This is a genomic window from Microbacterium sp. AK009 (genome assembly GCF_013410955.1).
Taxonomy (GTDB): Bacteria; Actinomycetota; Actinomycetes; order Actinomycetales; family Microbacteriaceae; genus Microbacterium.
This window is the reverse complement of record NZ_JACCCG010000004.1, coordinates 42,143-59,530: the sequence shown is the minus strand read 5'-3', so window position 1 is coordinate 59,530 and position 17,388 is coordinate 42,143. Positions and strand designations below refer to the sequence as shown.

13 protein-coding genes are annotated in these 17,388 nt (G+C 69.2%); 12 read left to right on the top strand and 1 reads right to left on the bottom strand.

Features of this window, described 5'->3' with window-relative positions:
* Positions 1-11: 11 nt before the first annotated feature.
* Positions 12-4,313: an ExeM/NucH family extracellular endonuclease gene (locus HDC37_RS09335; RefSeq protein ID WP_179560149.1), complete on the bottom strand. Its 4,302-nt coding sequence runs from the start codon at positions 4,311-4,313 to the stop codon at positions 12-14.
* Positions 4,314-4,594: 281 nt separating this feature from the next.
* Here HDC37_RS09335 and lepA point away from each other — a divergent pair, with 281 nt between their 5' ends.
* The 12 genes from lepA to leuA all read left to right on the top strand — a co-directional run bounded on the left by lepA (position 4,595) and on the right by leuA (position 17,381).
* Complete coding sequence (gene lepA, locus HDC37_RS09330; RefSeq protein WP_179560148.1) at positions 4,595-6,442, top strand: translation elongation factor 4; 1,848 nt, start codon at positions 4,595-4,597, stop codon at positions 6,440-6,442.
* Between the two features lie 10 nt (positions 6,443-6,452).
* Positions 6,453-7,103 carry a DUF1990 family protein gene (locus HDC37_RS09325; protein WP_179560147.1) on the top strand — a complete coding sequence of 217 codons (651 nt, stop codon included), beginning with the start codon at positions 6,453-6,455 and terminating at the stop codon, positions 7,101-7,103.
* Positions 7,104-7,105: 2 nt separating this feature from the next.
* On the top strand, positions 7,106-8,317 hold the full coding sequence (hemW, locus tag HDC37_RS09320) for a radical SAM family heme chaperone HemW (protein ID WP_179560146.1): 1,212 nt from the start codon (positions 7,106-7,108) through the stop codon (positions 8,315-8,317).
* A gap of 102 nt (positions 8,318-8,419) precedes the next feature.
* Positions 8,420-9,460, top strand: coding sequence for a heat-inducible transcriptional repressor HrcA (hrcA, locus tag HDC37_RS09315; RefSeq protein ID WP_179560145.1), 1,041 nt, complete (start codon positions 8,420-8,422; stop codon positions 9,458-9,460).
* Positions 9,461-9,509: 49 nt separating this feature from the next.
* A complete protein-coding gene (gene dnaJ, locus HDC37_RS09310; protein ID WP_179560144.1) occupies positions 9,510-10,628 on the top strand; it encodes a molecular chaperone DnaJ in 1,119 nt (372 codons plus the stop codon).
* A gap of 3 nt (positions 10,629-10,631) precedes the next feature.
* Entirely contained in the window at positions 10,632-11,360 is a 729-nt protein-coding gene (locus tag HDC37_RS09305; protein WP_374939162.1) for a 16S rRNA (uracil(1498)-N(3))-methyltransferase, read from the top strand.
* Between the two features lie 23 nt (positions 11,361-11,383).
* Positions 11,384-11,731 carry an HIT domain-containing protein gene (locus HDC37_RS09300; RefSeq protein WP_179560142.1) on the top strand — a complete coding sequence of 116 codons (348 nt, stop codon included), beginning with the start codon at positions 11,384-11,386 and terminating at the stop codon, positions 11,729-11,731.
* Between the two features lie 43 nt (positions 11,732-11,774).
* Complete coding sequence (locus HDC37_RS09295) at positions 11,775-12,803, top strand: PhoH family protein (RefSeq protein ID WP_179560507.1); 1,029 nt, start codon at positions 11,775-11,777, stop codon at positions 12,801-12,803.
* Entirely contained in the window at positions 12,800-13,270 is a 471-nt protein-coding gene (ybeY, locus tag HDC37_RS09290) for an rRNA maturation RNase YbeY (protein ID WP_179560141.1), read from the top strand. The genes HDC37_RS09295 and ybeY overlap by 4 nt, the downstream gene beginning before the upstream one ends.
* Complete coding sequence (locus tag HDC37_RS09285; protein ID WP_179560140.1) at positions 13,267-14,571, top strand: hemolysin family protein; 1,305 nt, start codon at positions 13,267-13,269, stop codon at positions 14,569-14,571. The genes ybeY and HDC37_RS09285 overlap by 4 nt, the downstream gene beginning before the upstream one ends.
* Positions 14,568-15,485 (top strand): GTPase Era, encoded by a 918-nt coding sequence (gene era, locus HDC37_RS09280; RefSeq protein WP_179560139.1) that lies wholly within the window; start codon positions 14,568-14,570, stop codon positions 15,483-15,485. Before HDC37_RS09285 ends, era begins: the two co-directional genes overlap by 4 nt.
* 135 nt (positions 15,486-15,620) lie before the next feature.
* Positions 15,621-17,381, top strand: coding sequence for a 2-isopropylmalate synthase (gene leuA, locus HDC37_RS09275; RefSeq protein ID WP_179560138.1), 1,761 nt, complete (start codon positions 15,621-15,623; stop codon positions 17,379-17,381).
* The last annotated feature ends 7 nt before the right edge of the window (positions 17,382-17,388 follow it).

Genomic DNA, 17,388 nt, shown 5'->3' with positions numbered 1-17,388 from the left:
GCGTCGTCAGATCACCGCTCGACGGGCAGCGTCCGTCGGCGCAGGGCGAAGAACACCCCGCCGGCGACCAGGAGCAGGACGCCACCGAGCGCGACCCCGAGCGGCAGCTGCGCACCGGTCACGGCGAGCGGGTCGCCCGCCTGGCTGCCCGTGCCCGGCTGGCCGGGCTGACCGGGCTGACCGGGAGTGCCGGGAGTGCCGCCCTCACCCGGCTCGGTCGGGACGTCGGTCGCCATGATCGCTCGGCCGAGCGGTGCCGGATCGACCGTCTCCAGCGCCTGGAAGTAGGCCAGGGTGGCGTCCAGGTCGATTTGGCCGGTGTCGGTGCGGTCGGTTCCCTCGGTGAACGTCGGGAACCCGTCTCCGCCGTTGGCGAGGAAGGAGTTCGTGACGACCGTGAAGGTGTCGGTCGGCGCGATCGGCTCGCCCTGGTAGCTCATCGAGACGATGGTCCCCGAGCGGGCGACAGTCTGGCCCGCCGCCGGCTCGCCTTCCACGTATTCGTAGCTGAAGCCCTCGGACACACCGAGGTGCAGCTTCGGGCGATCGCCCGTCGCCTTCCACTGCTGCGTCAAGATCTCTTCGAGCTGCGCGCCGGTGAGCGTCACCGTGACGAGCGTGTTCGCGAACGGCTGTACATCGGCCGCCTCCTTGTAGGTGACGACACCGTCGTCTCCGACCAGGAGGTCGGCGCGCAGTCCGCCCGGGTTCATCAGCGCGATCTGCGCCGGCGTACCGCCGAAGGCAGGGTTCTCGCTGGTGGCCCAGAGATAGACGTCGGCGACCCAGTTGCCCATCGACGACTCCACGCCGCGGTCGGCGCCCGGGGGCGTGCCGCCACGCAGGATGTCGCCCGTGATCGATCCGATAGGGGCGGACCCGAGCTCGCTGGCCGTCTCGACGTAGCCGGCGACCTGAGCGGCGATCTCCGCATCGGCGGGGAAGGCGTCCTTCAGCGGGAAGGTCGTCCCTTCGATCGAGATCAGCTCGTCGGTCTCGACGTCGTAGCTCAGCGACAGCTGACCCATGGCCTTGCCGTACTCCGAGGCCTGGATGACCGGGCGAGTCCGGTCGGTGCCGTCCACGGGAACCTCGCACGCGTACGTCTGGTGCGTGTGCGCCGAGACGATGGCGTCGATGAGGGGCGAGGCGCCGGTTGCCAGGTCGCCGAACCCTTGCGCGTCCGCCGCGAGCTGCGCGCAGTCACCGGTCGCCGCGCCCGAGTGGGTCAGCAGCACCATGACGTCGGGGTCGACGGTGTCGGCCAATTCGTCGGCGACGCGGTTGGCGGCCTCCAGCTGATCGCCGAACTCGATGTCGGCGATGCCGGAGGGGTCGACCATCGTGGCGGTGTCGGGGGTCACGGTGCCGATGAAGGCGACGCTCACCCCGTCGATCTCGCGCAGCGCGTATTCCGGCAGCACCGGGTCGGTGGTGCCCGCGGCGTACACGTTGGCGCCCAGACCGAAGTCCTGACCGGCCGCGCGCTGCTCGTCCGTCACATTCTCCGGGTCGGTGTTGCCGCCGAAGCGGGGGAGCACCCGGTTCAGCAGGTCGTCGAAACCGCGGTCGAATTCATGGTTGCCCACGACCGAGAGGTCGAGACCCGAAGCCACCAGCGTGTCGATGGTCGGATTGTCCTGCTGGATGAACGACGTGAAGGTCGATGCGCCGATGTTGTCTCCCGCGGAGACGAACAGGGTGTTCGGGTTCTCGGCCTTCTTCGCGTCCACCGCGCCCGCGATCACCGCGGCGCCCGCCTCGGGGCCGGAGGGGTTGGCCTCGAGGCGACCGTGGAAGTCGTTGATCGTGAGGATGTCGACCTCGACGGGCGCCTGGGCACCGGCGCTCAGGCCGACCTTGACCGGATCGTGGTCGCTCGAGCGGTACGGGTCGTCGGCGTGGAACTCCGCGCCGTGGTAGCCGAAGCGCGAGTACTCGAGCGCGAGCGCCTCGCCGGCGTTGACGTTCCAGACGTCCGCGCCGGTCTGGCGGGCCGACGCGGCCTCGTTCACGAGGATGTGGTCGAGCGAGCCCGAGAGCCCCTGGAACACGTAGCTGTACTCGTCGCCCTGCTCTGCGTCGGCGTAGCCTGCCTCGTAGAGCACCCGCATCGGGTCCTCCTGCCCGTACGAGTTGAAGTCACCGGCGAGGATCACCGACGCGGTGTCGCCCTGGACCTCCTCGACCCACTCCGCCAGAGCCGTCGCCTGTCGCACGCGCGACTCGTTCGAGGTGCCCTGTCCGTCACCGGAGTCGACGTCGCCTGGCCACGGTCCGACCGAGCCCTTGGACTTGAAGTGGTTCACGACGAAGAGGAACTCCTCGCCGCCCTCGGCCGGGGAGAAGACCTGACCGATGGGTTCGCGCGCGTTCTGGAACGCGCCGTCCGCACCCGACTCGTCCCCGAGCGCACGGGCGTCGCCGACAGTGTTCACTTCTCCGGGCTGGTAGATGATCGCGTTGGTGATCACGTCCAGACCGGAGGCATCCGGAAGCTCGTCGGAGGACGGGACGAAAGCCCAGCGATCCGTTCCCGCGGCGTCGTTGAGGGCGTCGACGAGGCTCGACAGGGCCTCGTCGGTCTCCTCGCCCAGCGCCGCCGAGTTCTCGATCTCCATGAGGCCCACGACCGAGGCGTCGAGGGCGTTGATCGCCGAAACGATCTTGGACTGCTGACGTGCGAAGTCCGCGGCATCCCACGCCCCGCGCTGGTCGCATCCGTCGCGGACGTTGTTCAGCTCCGAGCCGTCGGGGCTCTGGAACGCCGTGCACGAGGCGCTGTCGGTGCCGAGGGTGGTGAAGTAGTTCAGGACGTTGAAGGATGCCACGCTGATGTCGCCGCCGACCTCTTCCGGGGCGGCGGTGCGGACGTCGTCGAACTCCACGCCGTCGGCGGCGCCCGATCCATCACCCGTGAGCGGCGAGGTCGGGTTGAGCTTGAAAGCGTTGTTGCGGTAGTCGACGATCACCGGTGAGGTGAAGGTGACCGAGGCTCCCACGACGACCGGCTCGGTGAGCGAGACGTACGGCGGGGTGAGGCCGGCGTTGGCCGCGGAGAGGAAGTTGGTGCTCGCTCCGTCGTCGAGGACGACGCGCCGGGCGGCGTTGTCGGCAGCGACCGCTGCGGCCTCGGGCGAGCCCGGGAGTGCCACCTCGGTGGGCTGGAGGAGCGGGCTGTCGCCGAAGGCGAGGGGCACCTCGCCGTACTGGTTCGTGCCGTAGGTGTCGGTGACGGTGAACGTCCCCTCGGGCTGGATCAGCATCGACTCCAGCGCTTCGCGGCCCGCGTCGTCGGCCGGCCAGCCGGTGACGAGCGGCGTGACCGGGGCACCGTCTGCGATGACCTCGACGCCTCCGGTGCGGATGTCGACCTGGGTGAGTCCGTTGAACTCGGTGGCAAGCCCCGTCACGCGGACGGTCTGGCCGAGGGCGACCTGACCCACCGTCTCGGGGGCGTAGACGAAGACCGCGTCGGACGCGGCGCCTGCCACGCCGCCGGTGCCCGGGGACTGGATGACGAAGCCGGCGAGGCCGCCCGTCGGGTAGTGCGCCGTGACGACCCCTTCGGTGACGACCGTCTGGCCGTTCAGCGGGGTCGCAGCGCCGGTGCCCTGGATCTCGGCGATCGAGACCGTGGCGGGGTCGGTCGGCTCGGGATCGGGAGTCGGCTCGGGATCGGGAGTCGGCTCGGGATCGACATCGCCCCCCGCGCCCTCGGGCGTCGGCGTGCCGACGGTGAAGTCGACGGAGTTGTCCGCAGTGTGCGAGCTCTCCGCGTCGCGCGAGACGCTCTGAGCGTTCGTCGTGGCGGGAGCGGGGCTTCCGGCGGAGTCCGTCGCATCGCCCCACCCGAGGTAGTCCACGACCTGGGGCAGCGCGGCGACATTCAATCCAACCGATAGAGCCTCAGCAGAGTCGACCAGGGCGACCTTGCCCCGCTCGCCCGACATCGGGATGGTTCCCTCGACGTCGGCGTCGAATCCGGGGAGAGAGGTGTTGCTTCCGGTCGCCTGGCCGACGAGGAGCGTGCCGCCCGCCTCGATCGTCATCCCCGTCAGGGGGGTGACCTGCCACGATGAACCGGAGAACGACGCGTACTGCACGCTCCACGATCCGAGGTCGACCGCGGTGTCTCCGGTGTTGACCAGCTCGACGAAGTCGCGGCTGAACGCCGCACCGCTGTTGCCGCCGCCGCCGTAGACCTCGTTGATGAGGACGGTGGCGTCGACGCTCACCGCGGCCTGCGCCGGCAGGGCGAAGCCCGCACCGCTCAGCGCGAGGGCCCCCGAGAGCAGGCCGGCGCCGAGCATCCGGGCCCTCCGTCTCGGTCGGCGTGGAGTGGGGGATGGGGCACCGGATGTCACGGTCACAGACACTCTCCTGGATTCGTATGCACAGACGATCAGCGTCCCGAGCACGACGAGACCATCGTCCGGGGGCACGCCGTTCGATCCTTACCGAATTCGCCATCGCGTGGATGACCCCTGTGGAAACTCCCGATGACGCTTCGCGAAAGGCGGCGTGCACCGGCATCCCGCTCTCTTTCCGGCGGCGCAGACGGCCGGCCGGGCGCCCGTAGAATCGAGGGAATATGTCCCCGCGCGCCCTCCAGCCCCTCGAGCCCAGTGCGACCCCGCCCGAGCTCATCCGGAACTTCTGCATCATCGCCCACATCGACCATGGGAAGTCGACCCTGGCCGACCGCATGCTGCAGATCACCGGCGTCGTCGCCGATCGCGACATGCGCGCCCAGTATCTCGATCGCATGGACATCGAGCGCGAGCGCGGCATCACGATCAAGAGCCAGGCGGTGCGGATGCCGTGGGCCACCGATGCGGGCACATTCGCGCTGAACATGATCGACACCCCCGGTCACGTCGACTTCACCTACGAGGTGAGTCGATCGCTCGCGGCCTGCGAGGGGGCGATCCTGCTCGTCGACGCCGCACAGGGCATCGAGGCGCAGACCCTCGCCAATCTCTATCTGGCCCTGGAGAACGACCTTCACATCATCCCGGTGCTGAACAAGATCGACCTTCCCGCCGCCGACCCCGAGAAGTACGCCGCGGAGTTGGCGGGACTCATCGGCGGCGATCCTGACGACGTTCTCCGGGTGAGCGGAAAGACCGGCATGGGCGTCGAGGAGCTCCTCGACCGCATCGTCGAGCAGATCCCCGCGCCCCAGGGGCGAGCCGACGCCCCGGCGCGCGCCATGATCTTCGACTCGGTCTACGACGCCTACCGGGGTGTGGTCACCTACGTCCGGATGATCGACGGCAAGCTCGAGCCGCGTGAGCGCATCCAGATGATGTCGTCCAAGGCCACGCACGAGCTGCTCGAGATCGGCGTGTCCAGCCCCGAGCCGATTCCGAGCCGAGGACTGAGCGTCGGGGAGGTGGGGTATCTCATCACCGGGGTAAAGGACGTCCGCCAGTCGAAGGTCGGCGACACCATCACCACGCAGCGGGGGCCCGCCACCCAGGCCCTCCCCGGATACACCGACCCGAAGCCGATGGTGTTCTCGGGGATCTACCCGATCGACGGCAGCGACTACGCCGAGCTTCGCGAGGCGCTGGACAAACTCAAGCTCTCCGACGCCTCACTGCAGTACGAGCCCGAGACCTCTGTCGCACTCGGCTTCGGATTCCGCTGCGGGTTCCTCGGGCTCCTGCACCTGGAGATCATCACCGAGCGGCTGTCACGCGAGTTCGGGCTGGACCTCATCACCACCGCCCCGTCGGTCACGTACGAGGTGCAGACCGACACCGGCGAGACGATCTCGGTGACCAACCCCAGCGAGTACCCCGACGGTCGGGTCGCCGAGGTGTCCGAGCCGATCGTGAAGGTCGGCATCCTGCTGCCGAAGGATTACGTCGGGACCGTGATGGAGCTCTGCCAGTCCCGCCGCGGCTCGCTCCTGGGCATGGACTACCTCAGCGAAGACCGCGTGGAGCTTCGCTACAACATGCCCCTCGGCGAGATCGTCTTCGACTTCTTCGACCACCTCAAGAGCCGCACCCAGGGCTACGCGAGCCTGGACTACGAACCCGCCGGCTCGCAGACCGCGGACCTCGTGAAGGTCGACATCCTGCTCCAGGGAGAGAAGGTGGATGCCTTCAGCTCCATCGTGCACCGCGAGAAGGCGTACGCCTACGGCACAATGATGACCGAGCGGCTGCGCAAGCTCATTCCGCGTCAGCAGTTCGAGGTTCCGATCCAGGCCGCCATCGGCGCCCGGATCATCGCGCGGGAGAACATCCGCGCCATCCGAAAGGACGTCCTGGCCAAGTGCTACGGCGGCGACATCACCCGGAAGCGCAAACTGCTCGAGAAGCAGAAGGAAGGCAAGAAGCGCATGAAGATGGTCGGCCGCGTCGAGGTTCCGCAGGAGGCCTTCATCGCTGCGCTCTCGGGGGATGTCGAGGGGAAGCAGAAGTAGGCTGTCACCCATGCGCCGCGGAACCTTCAGGGAAGACACGGTCGACTACGCCGCTGTCGGGGCCACGCAGGCCGCCGACCTCATGCACTTCCCCCCGGAGCGCAGCATCCCGGCCGAGCAGTCCTGGCGGATCGGCAGCGGGGAGGATCGCTTCCGCGCAGCCGGTGAGTCGCTGCTGTCGTGGAGCGCCCAGCGCGGAGCAGGTCTCGAGCTCAGCGATGTCCGTCCCGCAGCGGGTCCGATGTACGCCGGTGTGAGCTTCGATGAGAACGGCGCGCCGATCGCCCCGAGCAAGCTCGAGGTCGAGCAGCGCTACGACTCCGACGGCACCCCCTTCGTCACCGCCGGGGCGACCGTCCACCTGGCCGGCCGGATCGCCGGCATGCGCGCCGACGGCGAACTGCGGGTCATCTTCGCGGTCGAGGAACCGCGTCGCATCGGGTTCGCCCTCGGCACGGTGCAGGGATCGGTCGTCAGCGGCGAGGAGTCGTTCATGCTCGATTGGCGCGACAACGACGAGGTCTGGTTCACCGTCCGCGCCTTCGACGCACCGCAGGCGCTGGTGTACCGGCTCTTCCCCGCCCTGACCCGGCGCCGGCGCCGTGAGTTGTTCACCCGCTACCTGCGTGCCATCTCACCGTTGTACGCCACCCCCGACTGAGCGTGGGAGCCGCGCTTCCCCTCGGCGACCCGGCCCCCGCCGACGGCTCGCTGCCGGCCGGCACGGTCATCGATCCGGCGGTGCCCTTCGGCGCCTACCTGCACATCCCGTTTTGCCGGGTGCGCTGCGGATACTGCGACTTCAACACCTACACCGCCACCGAGCTGCGCGGCGCCCGCCAGGACGACTACGCCGAGACCCTGCTGCGGGAAGTGACGCTGGCCCGCCGTGTGCTCTCCGAGACCGGACCGCTCCGACCGGTCGAGACGGTGTTCTTCGGCGGGGGCACGCCCACCCTTCTTCCTGCCGATGATCTGGTCCGCATGCTCGACGGCGTGCGCTCGGCGTTCCCGGGAGCCACCGACGTCGAAGTGACGGTGGAGGCCAACCCAGACACAGTCGACGCCGCGGTCGCTCACCGGCTCGCCGGGGCCGGAGTGACCCGGCTCTCCATCGGCATGCAGTCGGCGGTTCCCCATGTGCTGGCCACACTGGATCGCTCGCACCGCAGCGACGCCGTCGCGACAGCCGTCACGGCCGCCCGTGAGGCCGGGCTCGGCGTCAGCATCGACCTGATCTACGGCGCGCCGGGAGAGTCGCTGGCCGACTGGCGCGCATCGCTCGAGACGGCGATCGCCCTCGATCCCGACCACCTCTCGGCCTACGCCCTCATCGTCGAAGAGGGGACGGCGCTGGCCCGCCGCATCCGTCGGGGGGAACTCGCGCTCCCCGATGACGATCTGCAGGCGGAGATGTACGAGCTCGCTGACGACCTGCTCACCGCGGCGGGACTGTCATGGTACGAGGTCTCCAACTGGGCGCGCACCCCCGCGGACCGCTGCCGCCACAATGCCGCCTATTGGGGGGGCAGTGACTGGTGGGGGTTCGGCCCCGGCGCCCACGGTCATATCGCCGGGACCCGCTTCTGGAATGTCCGCCATCCCGCCGCCTACGCCCGAAGACTCGAGGAAGGGCTTTCACCCGCAGCGGGACGCGAGGTCCTCTCGCCGTCCTCGCGCCAACTCGAGGCGGTTCTCCTCGGCGTCCGCACCCGCGATGGTCTCGCCGCGTCCTCCCTGCCGTCGGGCGCCGGCGCCTCCCTCGCGGCGCTCGTGGCGGACGGCCTCGTCGAACCCCGGACGGCAGACCGCGTGCGGTTGACCCGGCGCGGACGACTCCTGGCCGACCGCGTCGTCCGCACGCTCACGGCCTGACATGCCGCGCCCCGACCGTCCGACCTCGAGGGTGTTCCGTTAGAATTGGCACTCGGATCCAACGAGTGCCAGGAGCGAGGGCAGGCCTGCGGAGGGGGTGTCATGGTCAGCGAACGCGGTTTGCAGGTGCTGCGCGCCATCGTGCAGGACTACGTCGACACGCGCGAGCCTGTCGGCAGCAAGGCCATCGTCGAGCGTCACGCCTTCGGCGTCTCGGCTGCCACGATCCGCAACGACATGGCCCTCCTCGAAGATGAAGACCTCATCGTCGCCCCGCACACGTCGTCCGGGCGGGTCCCGACGGACAAGGGCTACCGTGTCTTCGTCGACCACCTGGCACAGGTGCGGCCGCTGAGCCCCGCCCAGCGGACGGCCATCTCCTCGTTCCTGGAAGGCCCCTCAGACCTCGACGAAGTGCTCGCCCGTACCGTCCGCGCTCTGACGGGCCTCACGGGGCATGTCGCGATCGTGCAGTACCCGTCCTTCGCCCGCGCGACGGTCTCCCACGTGGAACTCGTACGCCTGGACGCGCTGAAAGTGCTGGTCATCGTCGTCACCGACACCGGGCGGGTCTCCCAGCGACTGGCCTTCCTGGGCGTCGAGATCGATGAGGACCGGACGCAGCGGATCCGCGGCCGGGTCGCCGACCTCGTCGTCGGAGTGCCGGTGCGGGAAGGGGTCGCCGAGGTGGCGACCGCCGTGGAGTCGGGCCCGCTGCCCGGGGATCCCGACGGACCCGCGCTCCAGGCGATCCTCCGGGTCATCGGTGAGGAGCTGGACGGTTTTCGTCAGGACCGACTCGTGCTCGCCGGCAGCGCCAACCTGGCCCGCAGCGAAGCGGACTTCCGCGGCAGCATCTACCCGCTGCTCGAGGCCATCGAGGAGCAGGTGACGCTCCTGAAGCTCATGGGCGAGATGGTCGCCGACGATCAGGGACTTGCCGCGAGCATCGGCCGCGAGAACGAGCCTTTCGGCCTCAGCGAGGCGTCGGTCGTGGCGAGCGACTACGACGCGACGGGGTCTCGCGCCCGGGTCGGCGTGCTCGGACCGACCCGCATGGACTACCCGACCAACCTCGCGGCCGTCCGGGCTGTGGCGAGGTACCTCACTCGTCTCCTGGACGAAGACGACAGCGCCCGCTGACGACGGCATTCCGAAGACTCCCCGCGCTCGGCGCGGCAGGAAGGTGAAAGTGGCTGACCACTACGAAGTACTCGGTGTGGCGCGTGACGCCAGCCCCGACGACATCAAGCGCGCCTACCGGCGGCTGGCGCGAGAGCTGCACCCCGATGTCAATCCCGGAGAGGACGCCGCCGAGCGGTTCAAGCTCGTCACGCACGCCTACGACGTGCTGAGCGACCCCGACCAGCGCGCCCGCTACGACCTCGGCGGCGACACGGCGTTCGGGGGAGCCGCCGGCGGGTTCGGCGGGTTCAGTGACATCTTCGAGACCTTCTTCGGCGGGGGAGGAGGCGGCGGAGCGCGCGGTGCCCGGCCGCGCTCGCGTCGCGAACGGGGTCAGGATGCGCTGGTGCGGATCAATCTCGAGCTTCGGGACGTCGTCTTCGGCGTGCACCGCGACATCGAGGTCGACACCGCCGTAGTCTGCGAGACGTGCACCGGATCGTGCTGCCAGCCCGGCACGTCACCCGTCACGTGCGACATCTGCCACGGCACGGGCCACGTCCAGCGGCAGGTCCGCAGCCTCCTCGGCAACGTCGTCACGTCCCAGCCGTGCTCGGTCTGCCAGGGGTACGGCACGACGATTCCGTACCCCTGCGCCACCTGCCAGGGCCAGGGTCGGGTCCGCTCACGCCGAACGGTGTCGATCGACGTGCCTGCGGGGGTCGAGAGCGGTCTGCGTCTGCAGCTGCCCGGCTCGGGCGAGGTCGGACCCGCCGGCGGCCCCAACGGCGATCTGTATCTCGAGGTGAGCATCGCTCCCGACCCGGTGTTCTCTCGCGACGGCGATGACCTGCTGGCAACGCTGGAGGTGTCGATGCCGGACGCGATCCTCGGCACGCACACGACGATCGACTCGCTCGATGGACCGGTCGACCTGGAGCTCCGGGCCGGCGTGCAATCGGGCGACGTGCTGACCATCAAGGGTCGGGGGATCACGCCGCTGCGCGGCTCGCAGCGTGGCGATCTCCGGGTCGGTGTGCAGGTGGTGACGCCCACGCGGCTCGATCACCGCGAGCGCGCGCTCGTCGAAGAGCTCGCCAAGCGCACCAAGCCCGCGCCGCCGCGGCTCTCCGAGTTCCACCAGGGCCTGTTCGCGAAGCTGCGGGATCGCTTCCGGAACGGGTGAGCGGTGCCCCTGCACTTTATGACATCCGAGGCCACCGAGGCGCCCGTCGGCGGCGTCGTGACCTTGACGGGTGCCGAGGCGAAGCACGCAGCCACGGTGCGTCGTGTGCGCGTCGGTGAGAACGTGACCGTCGGCGACGGCGCCGGGGTGTGGCTCGAGGGCGTCTGCGAGTCGGTGTCCGCGTCGGCGGTGGCGGTGATGGTGTCCGCGAGGTCGCAGATCGCCGCCCCCGTCCCCCGGGTGATCCTGGTCCAGGCGCTGGCCAAGGGCGACCGCGACGAGCTGGCCGTGCAGGCCGCGACCGAGCTGGGCGTGGACGAGATCGTCCCCTGGCAGGCCGCGCGCAGCATCTCCCGCTGGGACGCGGCCAAGGCGGTCAAGGGGAGAGAGCGCTGGCAGACGATCGCCCGGGAGGCCGCGAAGCAGGCTCATCGGCCGTGGGTGCCGGTGGTGACGGAGCCGGTCACCACGGCGGTGATCGCCGGGCGAGCGGACCGCGACCTCGTCGTCGTCCTCGAGCCGACGGCCACCGAGCGGCTGAGCGGCCTCGTCCCGTCGGGCCGCGATCTCCTCCTCGTCGTCGGTCCCGAGGGCGGCATCGCCCCGGAGGAGCTCCGTCTGCTGCGAGACGCCGGTGCGACCGTGCGTCGCCTCGGCGAAACGGTGCTGCGCACGTCGACGGCCGGTCCCGCGGCGATCGCCGTCGTCAGCGCCGCCCTCGGTCGCTGGTGACGCCCCGTCGGTAGACTTCCTCCATGAGCGAACCGTCGGTCTTCAGCCGTATCCTCACCGGCGACATCCCCGGGGAGATCCTCACCGAGACGGAGAACGTCTTCGCCATCCGCGACATCGCTCCTCAGGCCCCGGTGCACCTGCTGGTCATCCCCAAGACCGAGCGCTACCGCGACGTGGGAGAGCTCGCCGCCGGCGACCCGGCCCTCCTCAGCGAGATGGTCGCGGTGGCCGGATCGCTCGCAGCGGAACACGCCGACGGCGATTACCGCCTCGTCTTCAACACCGGTGCGAACGCCGGGCAGACGGTCTTCCACGTGCATGCGCACGTCCTCGCCGGGGGGCTGAAAGAGAAGGAGCTTCGTGCCTGACACCCCACCCGCCGTCGAACGCGTCTTCGCGGACGGCGTCGCCATGGTCCAGCTGCTCGGTCCGCAGGATCGGCTCCTGCGCGTGGTCGAGAAAGAGCATCCGGATGTCGATGTGCACGTGCGCGGCAACGAGATCACCCTCACCGGCGAGGCCGCGGCCGTGGCGGCCGCCCGCGTGCTGGTCGACGAGCTGCTGGAGATGACGAAGGCGGGTCAGAGCCTCGGTCCGGCCGATGTCACCTCCGCCGACCGCATCTTGCGCAGCGACGGGGGGCCGCGCCCGTCCGAGGTTCTCGGTGAACCGCTGCTGTCCACCCGGGGCCGCGTGATCCGTCCCAAGACCCTCGGGCAGAAGGCCTACGTCGACGCGATCGACGATCACACGATCGTCTTCGGCATCGGGCCGGCCGGTACGGGGAAGACCTATCTGGCGATGGCGAAGGCTGTTCAGGCGCTCCAGCGCAAGGAGGTCAACCGGATCATCCTCACCCGTCCGGCGGTGGAGGCGGGGGAGCGTCTGGGCTTCCTTCCGGGAACCCTCACCGACAAGATCGACCCGTACCTGCGCCCGCTCTACGACGCGCTCAACGAGATGATGGACCCCGAGATCGTGCCCAAGCTCATCGCGAGCGGCACGATCGAGGTCGCACCCCTGGCCTACATGCGCGGACGCACCCTCAACGACTCGTTCGTCGTCCTCGACGAGGCGCAGAACACCACGCCCGAGCAGATGAAGATGTTCCTGACCAGGCTCGGCTTCGGGACGAAGATGGTCGTGACCGGCGACATTACCCAGCTCGACCTCCCGCAGGGCGCCTCGGGGCTGCGCCTGGTCACCCGCGTGCTCGACCGCATCGACGACATCCACTTCGCCTACCTCACGAGCGACGACGTCGTGCGCCACACCCTGGTCGGGCGGATCGTGGACGCGTACAGCGAGTTCGACGAGCGGCGCCTGGCCGCACGCCGCGAACGCGAGGAGGCGGCCGAGCTCGCCAGCCGCGCGGAACGTCGTGGCGCGACGCGCGCCCCCGGTCCTCGCGACCGCCTGCCGAAACGGGGACGCCAGTGACGATCGAGATCACCAACGAGTCCGGGATGTCGGTCGACGAGACCGTGCTCCTGCGGCTCATGGAGCACAACTTCGGCGAGCTGCATGTCAGCCCCGAAGCCGACGTGGCGATCCTCCTCGTCGACGAGGGCGCGATGGAGTCGCTGCACCTGCAGTGGATGGATGAGCCGGGGCCGACCGATGTCCTGAGCTTCCCGATGGATGAACTGCGACCGGGCACCGAGGAATCACCCACGCCCGCGGGGCTCCTCGGCGACATCGTCCTGTGCCCTCAGGTGGCCGAGACCCAGGCGACAGCCGCTCGGCACTCGACGATGGACGAACTGGTCATGCTCACCACCCATGGCCTGCTGCACCTGCTGGGCTTCGATCATGCCGAACCTGAGGAGGAGAAGGAGATGTTCGGGCTCCAGCGCGACCTGATCGTGTCCTTTCAGATGAGCGAGCGCCGTCGCGCGCGGTCATGACCCCAGTTCTCCTCCTTTTGCTCGCCCTGGTCCTCGTGGCTTTCGGCGCACTCATGGCGTCGATCGACGCCGCCCTCGGCGTCACCTCCCGCGGCGACCTCAGCGAACTCGCCGAGCAGTCGCCGCGCAACGCCACCTCTCTGCGCCGGATCGCCGCCGACCCCGACGCGCACGCCACGGCCGTGGTGTTCATCCGCGTCCTCGCCGAGACGGGGGCGGCGGTGCTGGTGACGGTGTCGTTCGTCATCCTGTTCGACGGCATCCCGTGGGCGATCGTCGCCGCCATCGTGCTGATGACGGGGATCTCCTTCGTGCTCGTGGGTGCCAGCCCCCGTGGCGTCGGGCGGCGTCACGCCCGTGGGCTCCTCCGCGGCGCCGCGCCGGTCATCCGCGGCGCGCGCCTCGTACTCGGCCCGCTCGCGCACGGACTCGTCGTGCTGGGCAACCGGGTCACCCCGGGCGCGCCCCGGGGGGCGTCGTTCGCCTCGGAGGAACAGCTGCTCAGCATCGTCGACGAAGCGGCATCCCACGACCTGATCGAGCAGGACGACCGCGATCTGATCCACTCGGTGTTCGATTTCACCGACACCTTCGTGCGAGCGGTGATGGTGCCGCGTACCGACATGGTCACCGTCGAGGCCACCACCTCCACCCGCGAGGCGATGCAGGTCTTCCTCGACAAGGGGGTCTCCCGCGTTCCCCTCATCGACGAGGAGGCCGACGACGTGGTCGGAGTGCTGTACCTCAAAGACCTGGTCCAGTTCGGGTTCCGCGACGAGTCCGGCTGGCGCGACGCCCCGGTAACGCGCATCGCCCGGAAGGCGGTGTTCGTTCCCGAATCCATGCGCGCCGAGACCCTGCTCCAGCAGATGAAGCGCGATGCGGTGCACGTCTGCCTTGTCATCGACGAGTACGGGGGCGTCTCGGGCCTGATCACGCTGGAGGACATCATCGAGGAGCTCGTGGGTGAGATCTCCGACGAGTACGACCCGCGCGCCGACGAGGTGGTCGAGGTCGACCCCGGCCGCTATCGGGTCAGTGCCCGTCTGAACCTCGACGCGGTGGGCGATCTGTTCGGGATCGAGCTGGAGGACGAAGACGTCGACTCGATCGGGGGACTCCTCGGCAAGGCCCTCGGACAGGTGCCGCAGCCCGGAGCGACCACCGAGTATCTCGGCCTCGTCATGACCGGGGGCACGTCGCGAGGACACGGGCGGGGCCTTGCGACCGTCTTCGTCGAACGGACCGAAGAGGCCGCGCGGGAGCGCGAGCACAGTGAACGGGAAGCAGGAGCACGATGACCGCTGATCCCTCCGATGCGCCGAGCGGGTCGCGCTCTGGATTCGTGACCTTCGTCGGCCGACCCAACGTCGGCAAGTCCACCCTCATGAACGCCCTCGTCGGCGAGAAGATCGCCATCACGAGCGAGAAACCTCAGACCACCCGCCGGGCGATCCGGGGGATCGTCAACCGCCCCGGCGGCCAGCTGGTGATTGTCGACACCCCCGGCATCCACAAGCCGCGCACCCTCCTTGGTCAGCGGCTGAACGACCTCGTGGAAGACGTGCTCGGCGACGTCGACGTGATCGGATTCTGCGTCCCGGCCACCGACGCGGTGGGCCCGGGCGACCGCCGGATCGCCGCCTCGCTCACGGGCTATCCTCGGGCGAAGAAGATCGCCATCGTCACGAAGACCGACGCGGCCACGCGCGAACAGGTCACCGAAAGACTGATGGAGGTCGACTCCCTGCGAGAGGACTGGGCAGCCGTCATCCCGCTGTCGGCGCTGACCCGCACGCAGCTCGACGTCCTCAGCGATGAGGTGCTCGCCCTCATGCCGGAGGGTCCGTCGCTCTACCCCGACGACGTCGTGACCGACGAATCGGTGGACGACCGCGTGGCGGAGATCATCCGGGAGGCAGCTCTGGAGGGAGTGCGGGACGAACTGCCGCACTCCATCGCGGTGGTCGTGCAGGACATCGCACGCCGCGAGGACAGCGACCTGACCGACGTCTTCGCCGACATCGTCGTCGAGCGCGACAGCCAGAAGGCGATCATCATCGGCCACCGCGGTTCGCGCCTGCGGGATGTCGGAGCCCGCGCCCGCTCGCAGATCGAGCCGCTCCTGGGCACGCGCGTGTACCTCGCCCTGCACGTGCGCATCGCCAAAGAGTGGCAGCGCGACCCGAAGCAGCTGAGACGCCTCGGTTTCTGAGCCTGCTACCATGGCCGCATGCGCGCCGGCCTGCTTCTTCTCCTTAGCCGCCGCGGCGAGGCCTCGATCTAGGGCCACCCTCGTCGCGGAGCTCGGCGTCGGCCCGTCCCTCAGACGTGGAAGAGAAGAAGCGACATGAAGAACACCCAGCGCCCCTCGGGCATGCCGATCCATAAGTATCGGCCGTATCACGAGCAGATCCGCGTCGATCTGCCCGACCGCACGTGGCCCGACCAGCGCATCGCCCAGGCCCCGCGCTGGTGCGCGGTCGACCTGCGCGACGGCAATCAGGCCCTCATCGACCCGATGAGCCCCGAGCGCAAGCGCATCATGTTCGACCTGCTGGTCGGCATGGGCTACAAGGAGATCGAGGTCGGTTTCCCGTCGGCCAGCCAGACGGACTTCGATTTCGTCCGGCACCTCATCGAGGAGGATGTGATCCCCGATGACGTCACGATCCAGGTCCTGACCCAGGCGCGCGAACACCTTATCGAGCGCACGTACGAGTCCATCGCCGGCGCGAAGCAGGCCATCGTGCACCTGTACAACTCCACGAGCGTGCTGCAGCGCGACGTCGTGTTCCGCACCGACAAGCAGGGCATCATCGACATCGCGCTCGAGGGCGCGCGGCTGTGCCGGGAGTTCGAGAAGCGCATCCCCGGGACGAAGGTCTTCTACGAGTACTCTCCCGAGAGCTACACCGGCACCGAGCTGGAGTTCGCGGTGGATGTCTGCAATCAGGTCATCGAGGTCTTCGAGCCGACGCCGGATCGCAAGGTGATCATCAACCTGCCGGCCACCGTCGAGATGGCGACGCCCAACGTCTACGCCGATTCGATCGAGTGGATGAGCCGCCGCCTGGCGCACCGCGAGAACGTCATCCTGTCTCTGCACCCGCACAACGACCGCGGCACAGCGATCGCCGCCGCCGAGCTCGGTTACATGGCCGGTGCCGACCGCATCGAGGGATGCCTGTTCGGCAACGGCGAGCGGACGGGCAACGTCGATCTGGTCGCGCTCGGCATCAACCTGCTGACCCAGGGCATCGACCCGATGATCGACTTCAGCGACGTCGACCAGATCAAGCGCACCGCCGAGTATTGCAACCAGCTGCCGGTGCACGAGCGCAGCCCCTGGGCCGGCGACCTGGTCTTCACCGCGTTCAGCGGCTCGCACCAGGACGCGATCAAGAAGGGCTTCGAGGCGATGGACGCCCGGGCTGCCGCCGAGGGCGTCTCAGTGGACGACCTCGAGTGGGCGGTGCCGTATCTGCCGATCGATCCGAAGGATCTCGGTCGGTCGTACGAGGCGGTCATCCGCGTCAACTCCCAGTCCGGCAAGGGCGGGGTGGCGTACCTGCTCAAGAGCGACCACGCCATCGACCTGCCGCGCCGCCTGCAGATCGAATTCTCCGGCGTGGTGCAGGCCAAGACCGACGCCGAGGGCGGCGAGGTCACCAGCGACGAGATCTGGCGGATCTTCACCGACGAGTACCTGCCCGCTGCCGAGCCCGACGACCGCTGGGGCCGTTTCGAATTGCTGAGCACCCGCACCGAGAGCGACATGTCCGGCGATGTCGTCCTCGAGGTCTCGCTGCGCGACGGTGAGGAGCGCGTTGCAGCCTCCGGTCACGGGAACGGTCCCGTTGCGGCCTTCCTCGAGGTCATCCGCGCGCAGGGCTTCGACGTGACGCTGTACGACTATGTCGAGCACGCGTTGAGCTCCGGTGGCGATGCCCAGGCCGCGGCCTACATCGAACTGCAGGTCGACGGCCAGCGCCTGTGGGGCGTCGGCATCGATGGGGACATCTCCACGGCATCGCTCAAGGCGATCGTCTCGGGTGTGAACCGGTCGATCCGCACGCGCGAGCAGGCGGGGGTCCTCGCCGGGGTGTGAACGGTGC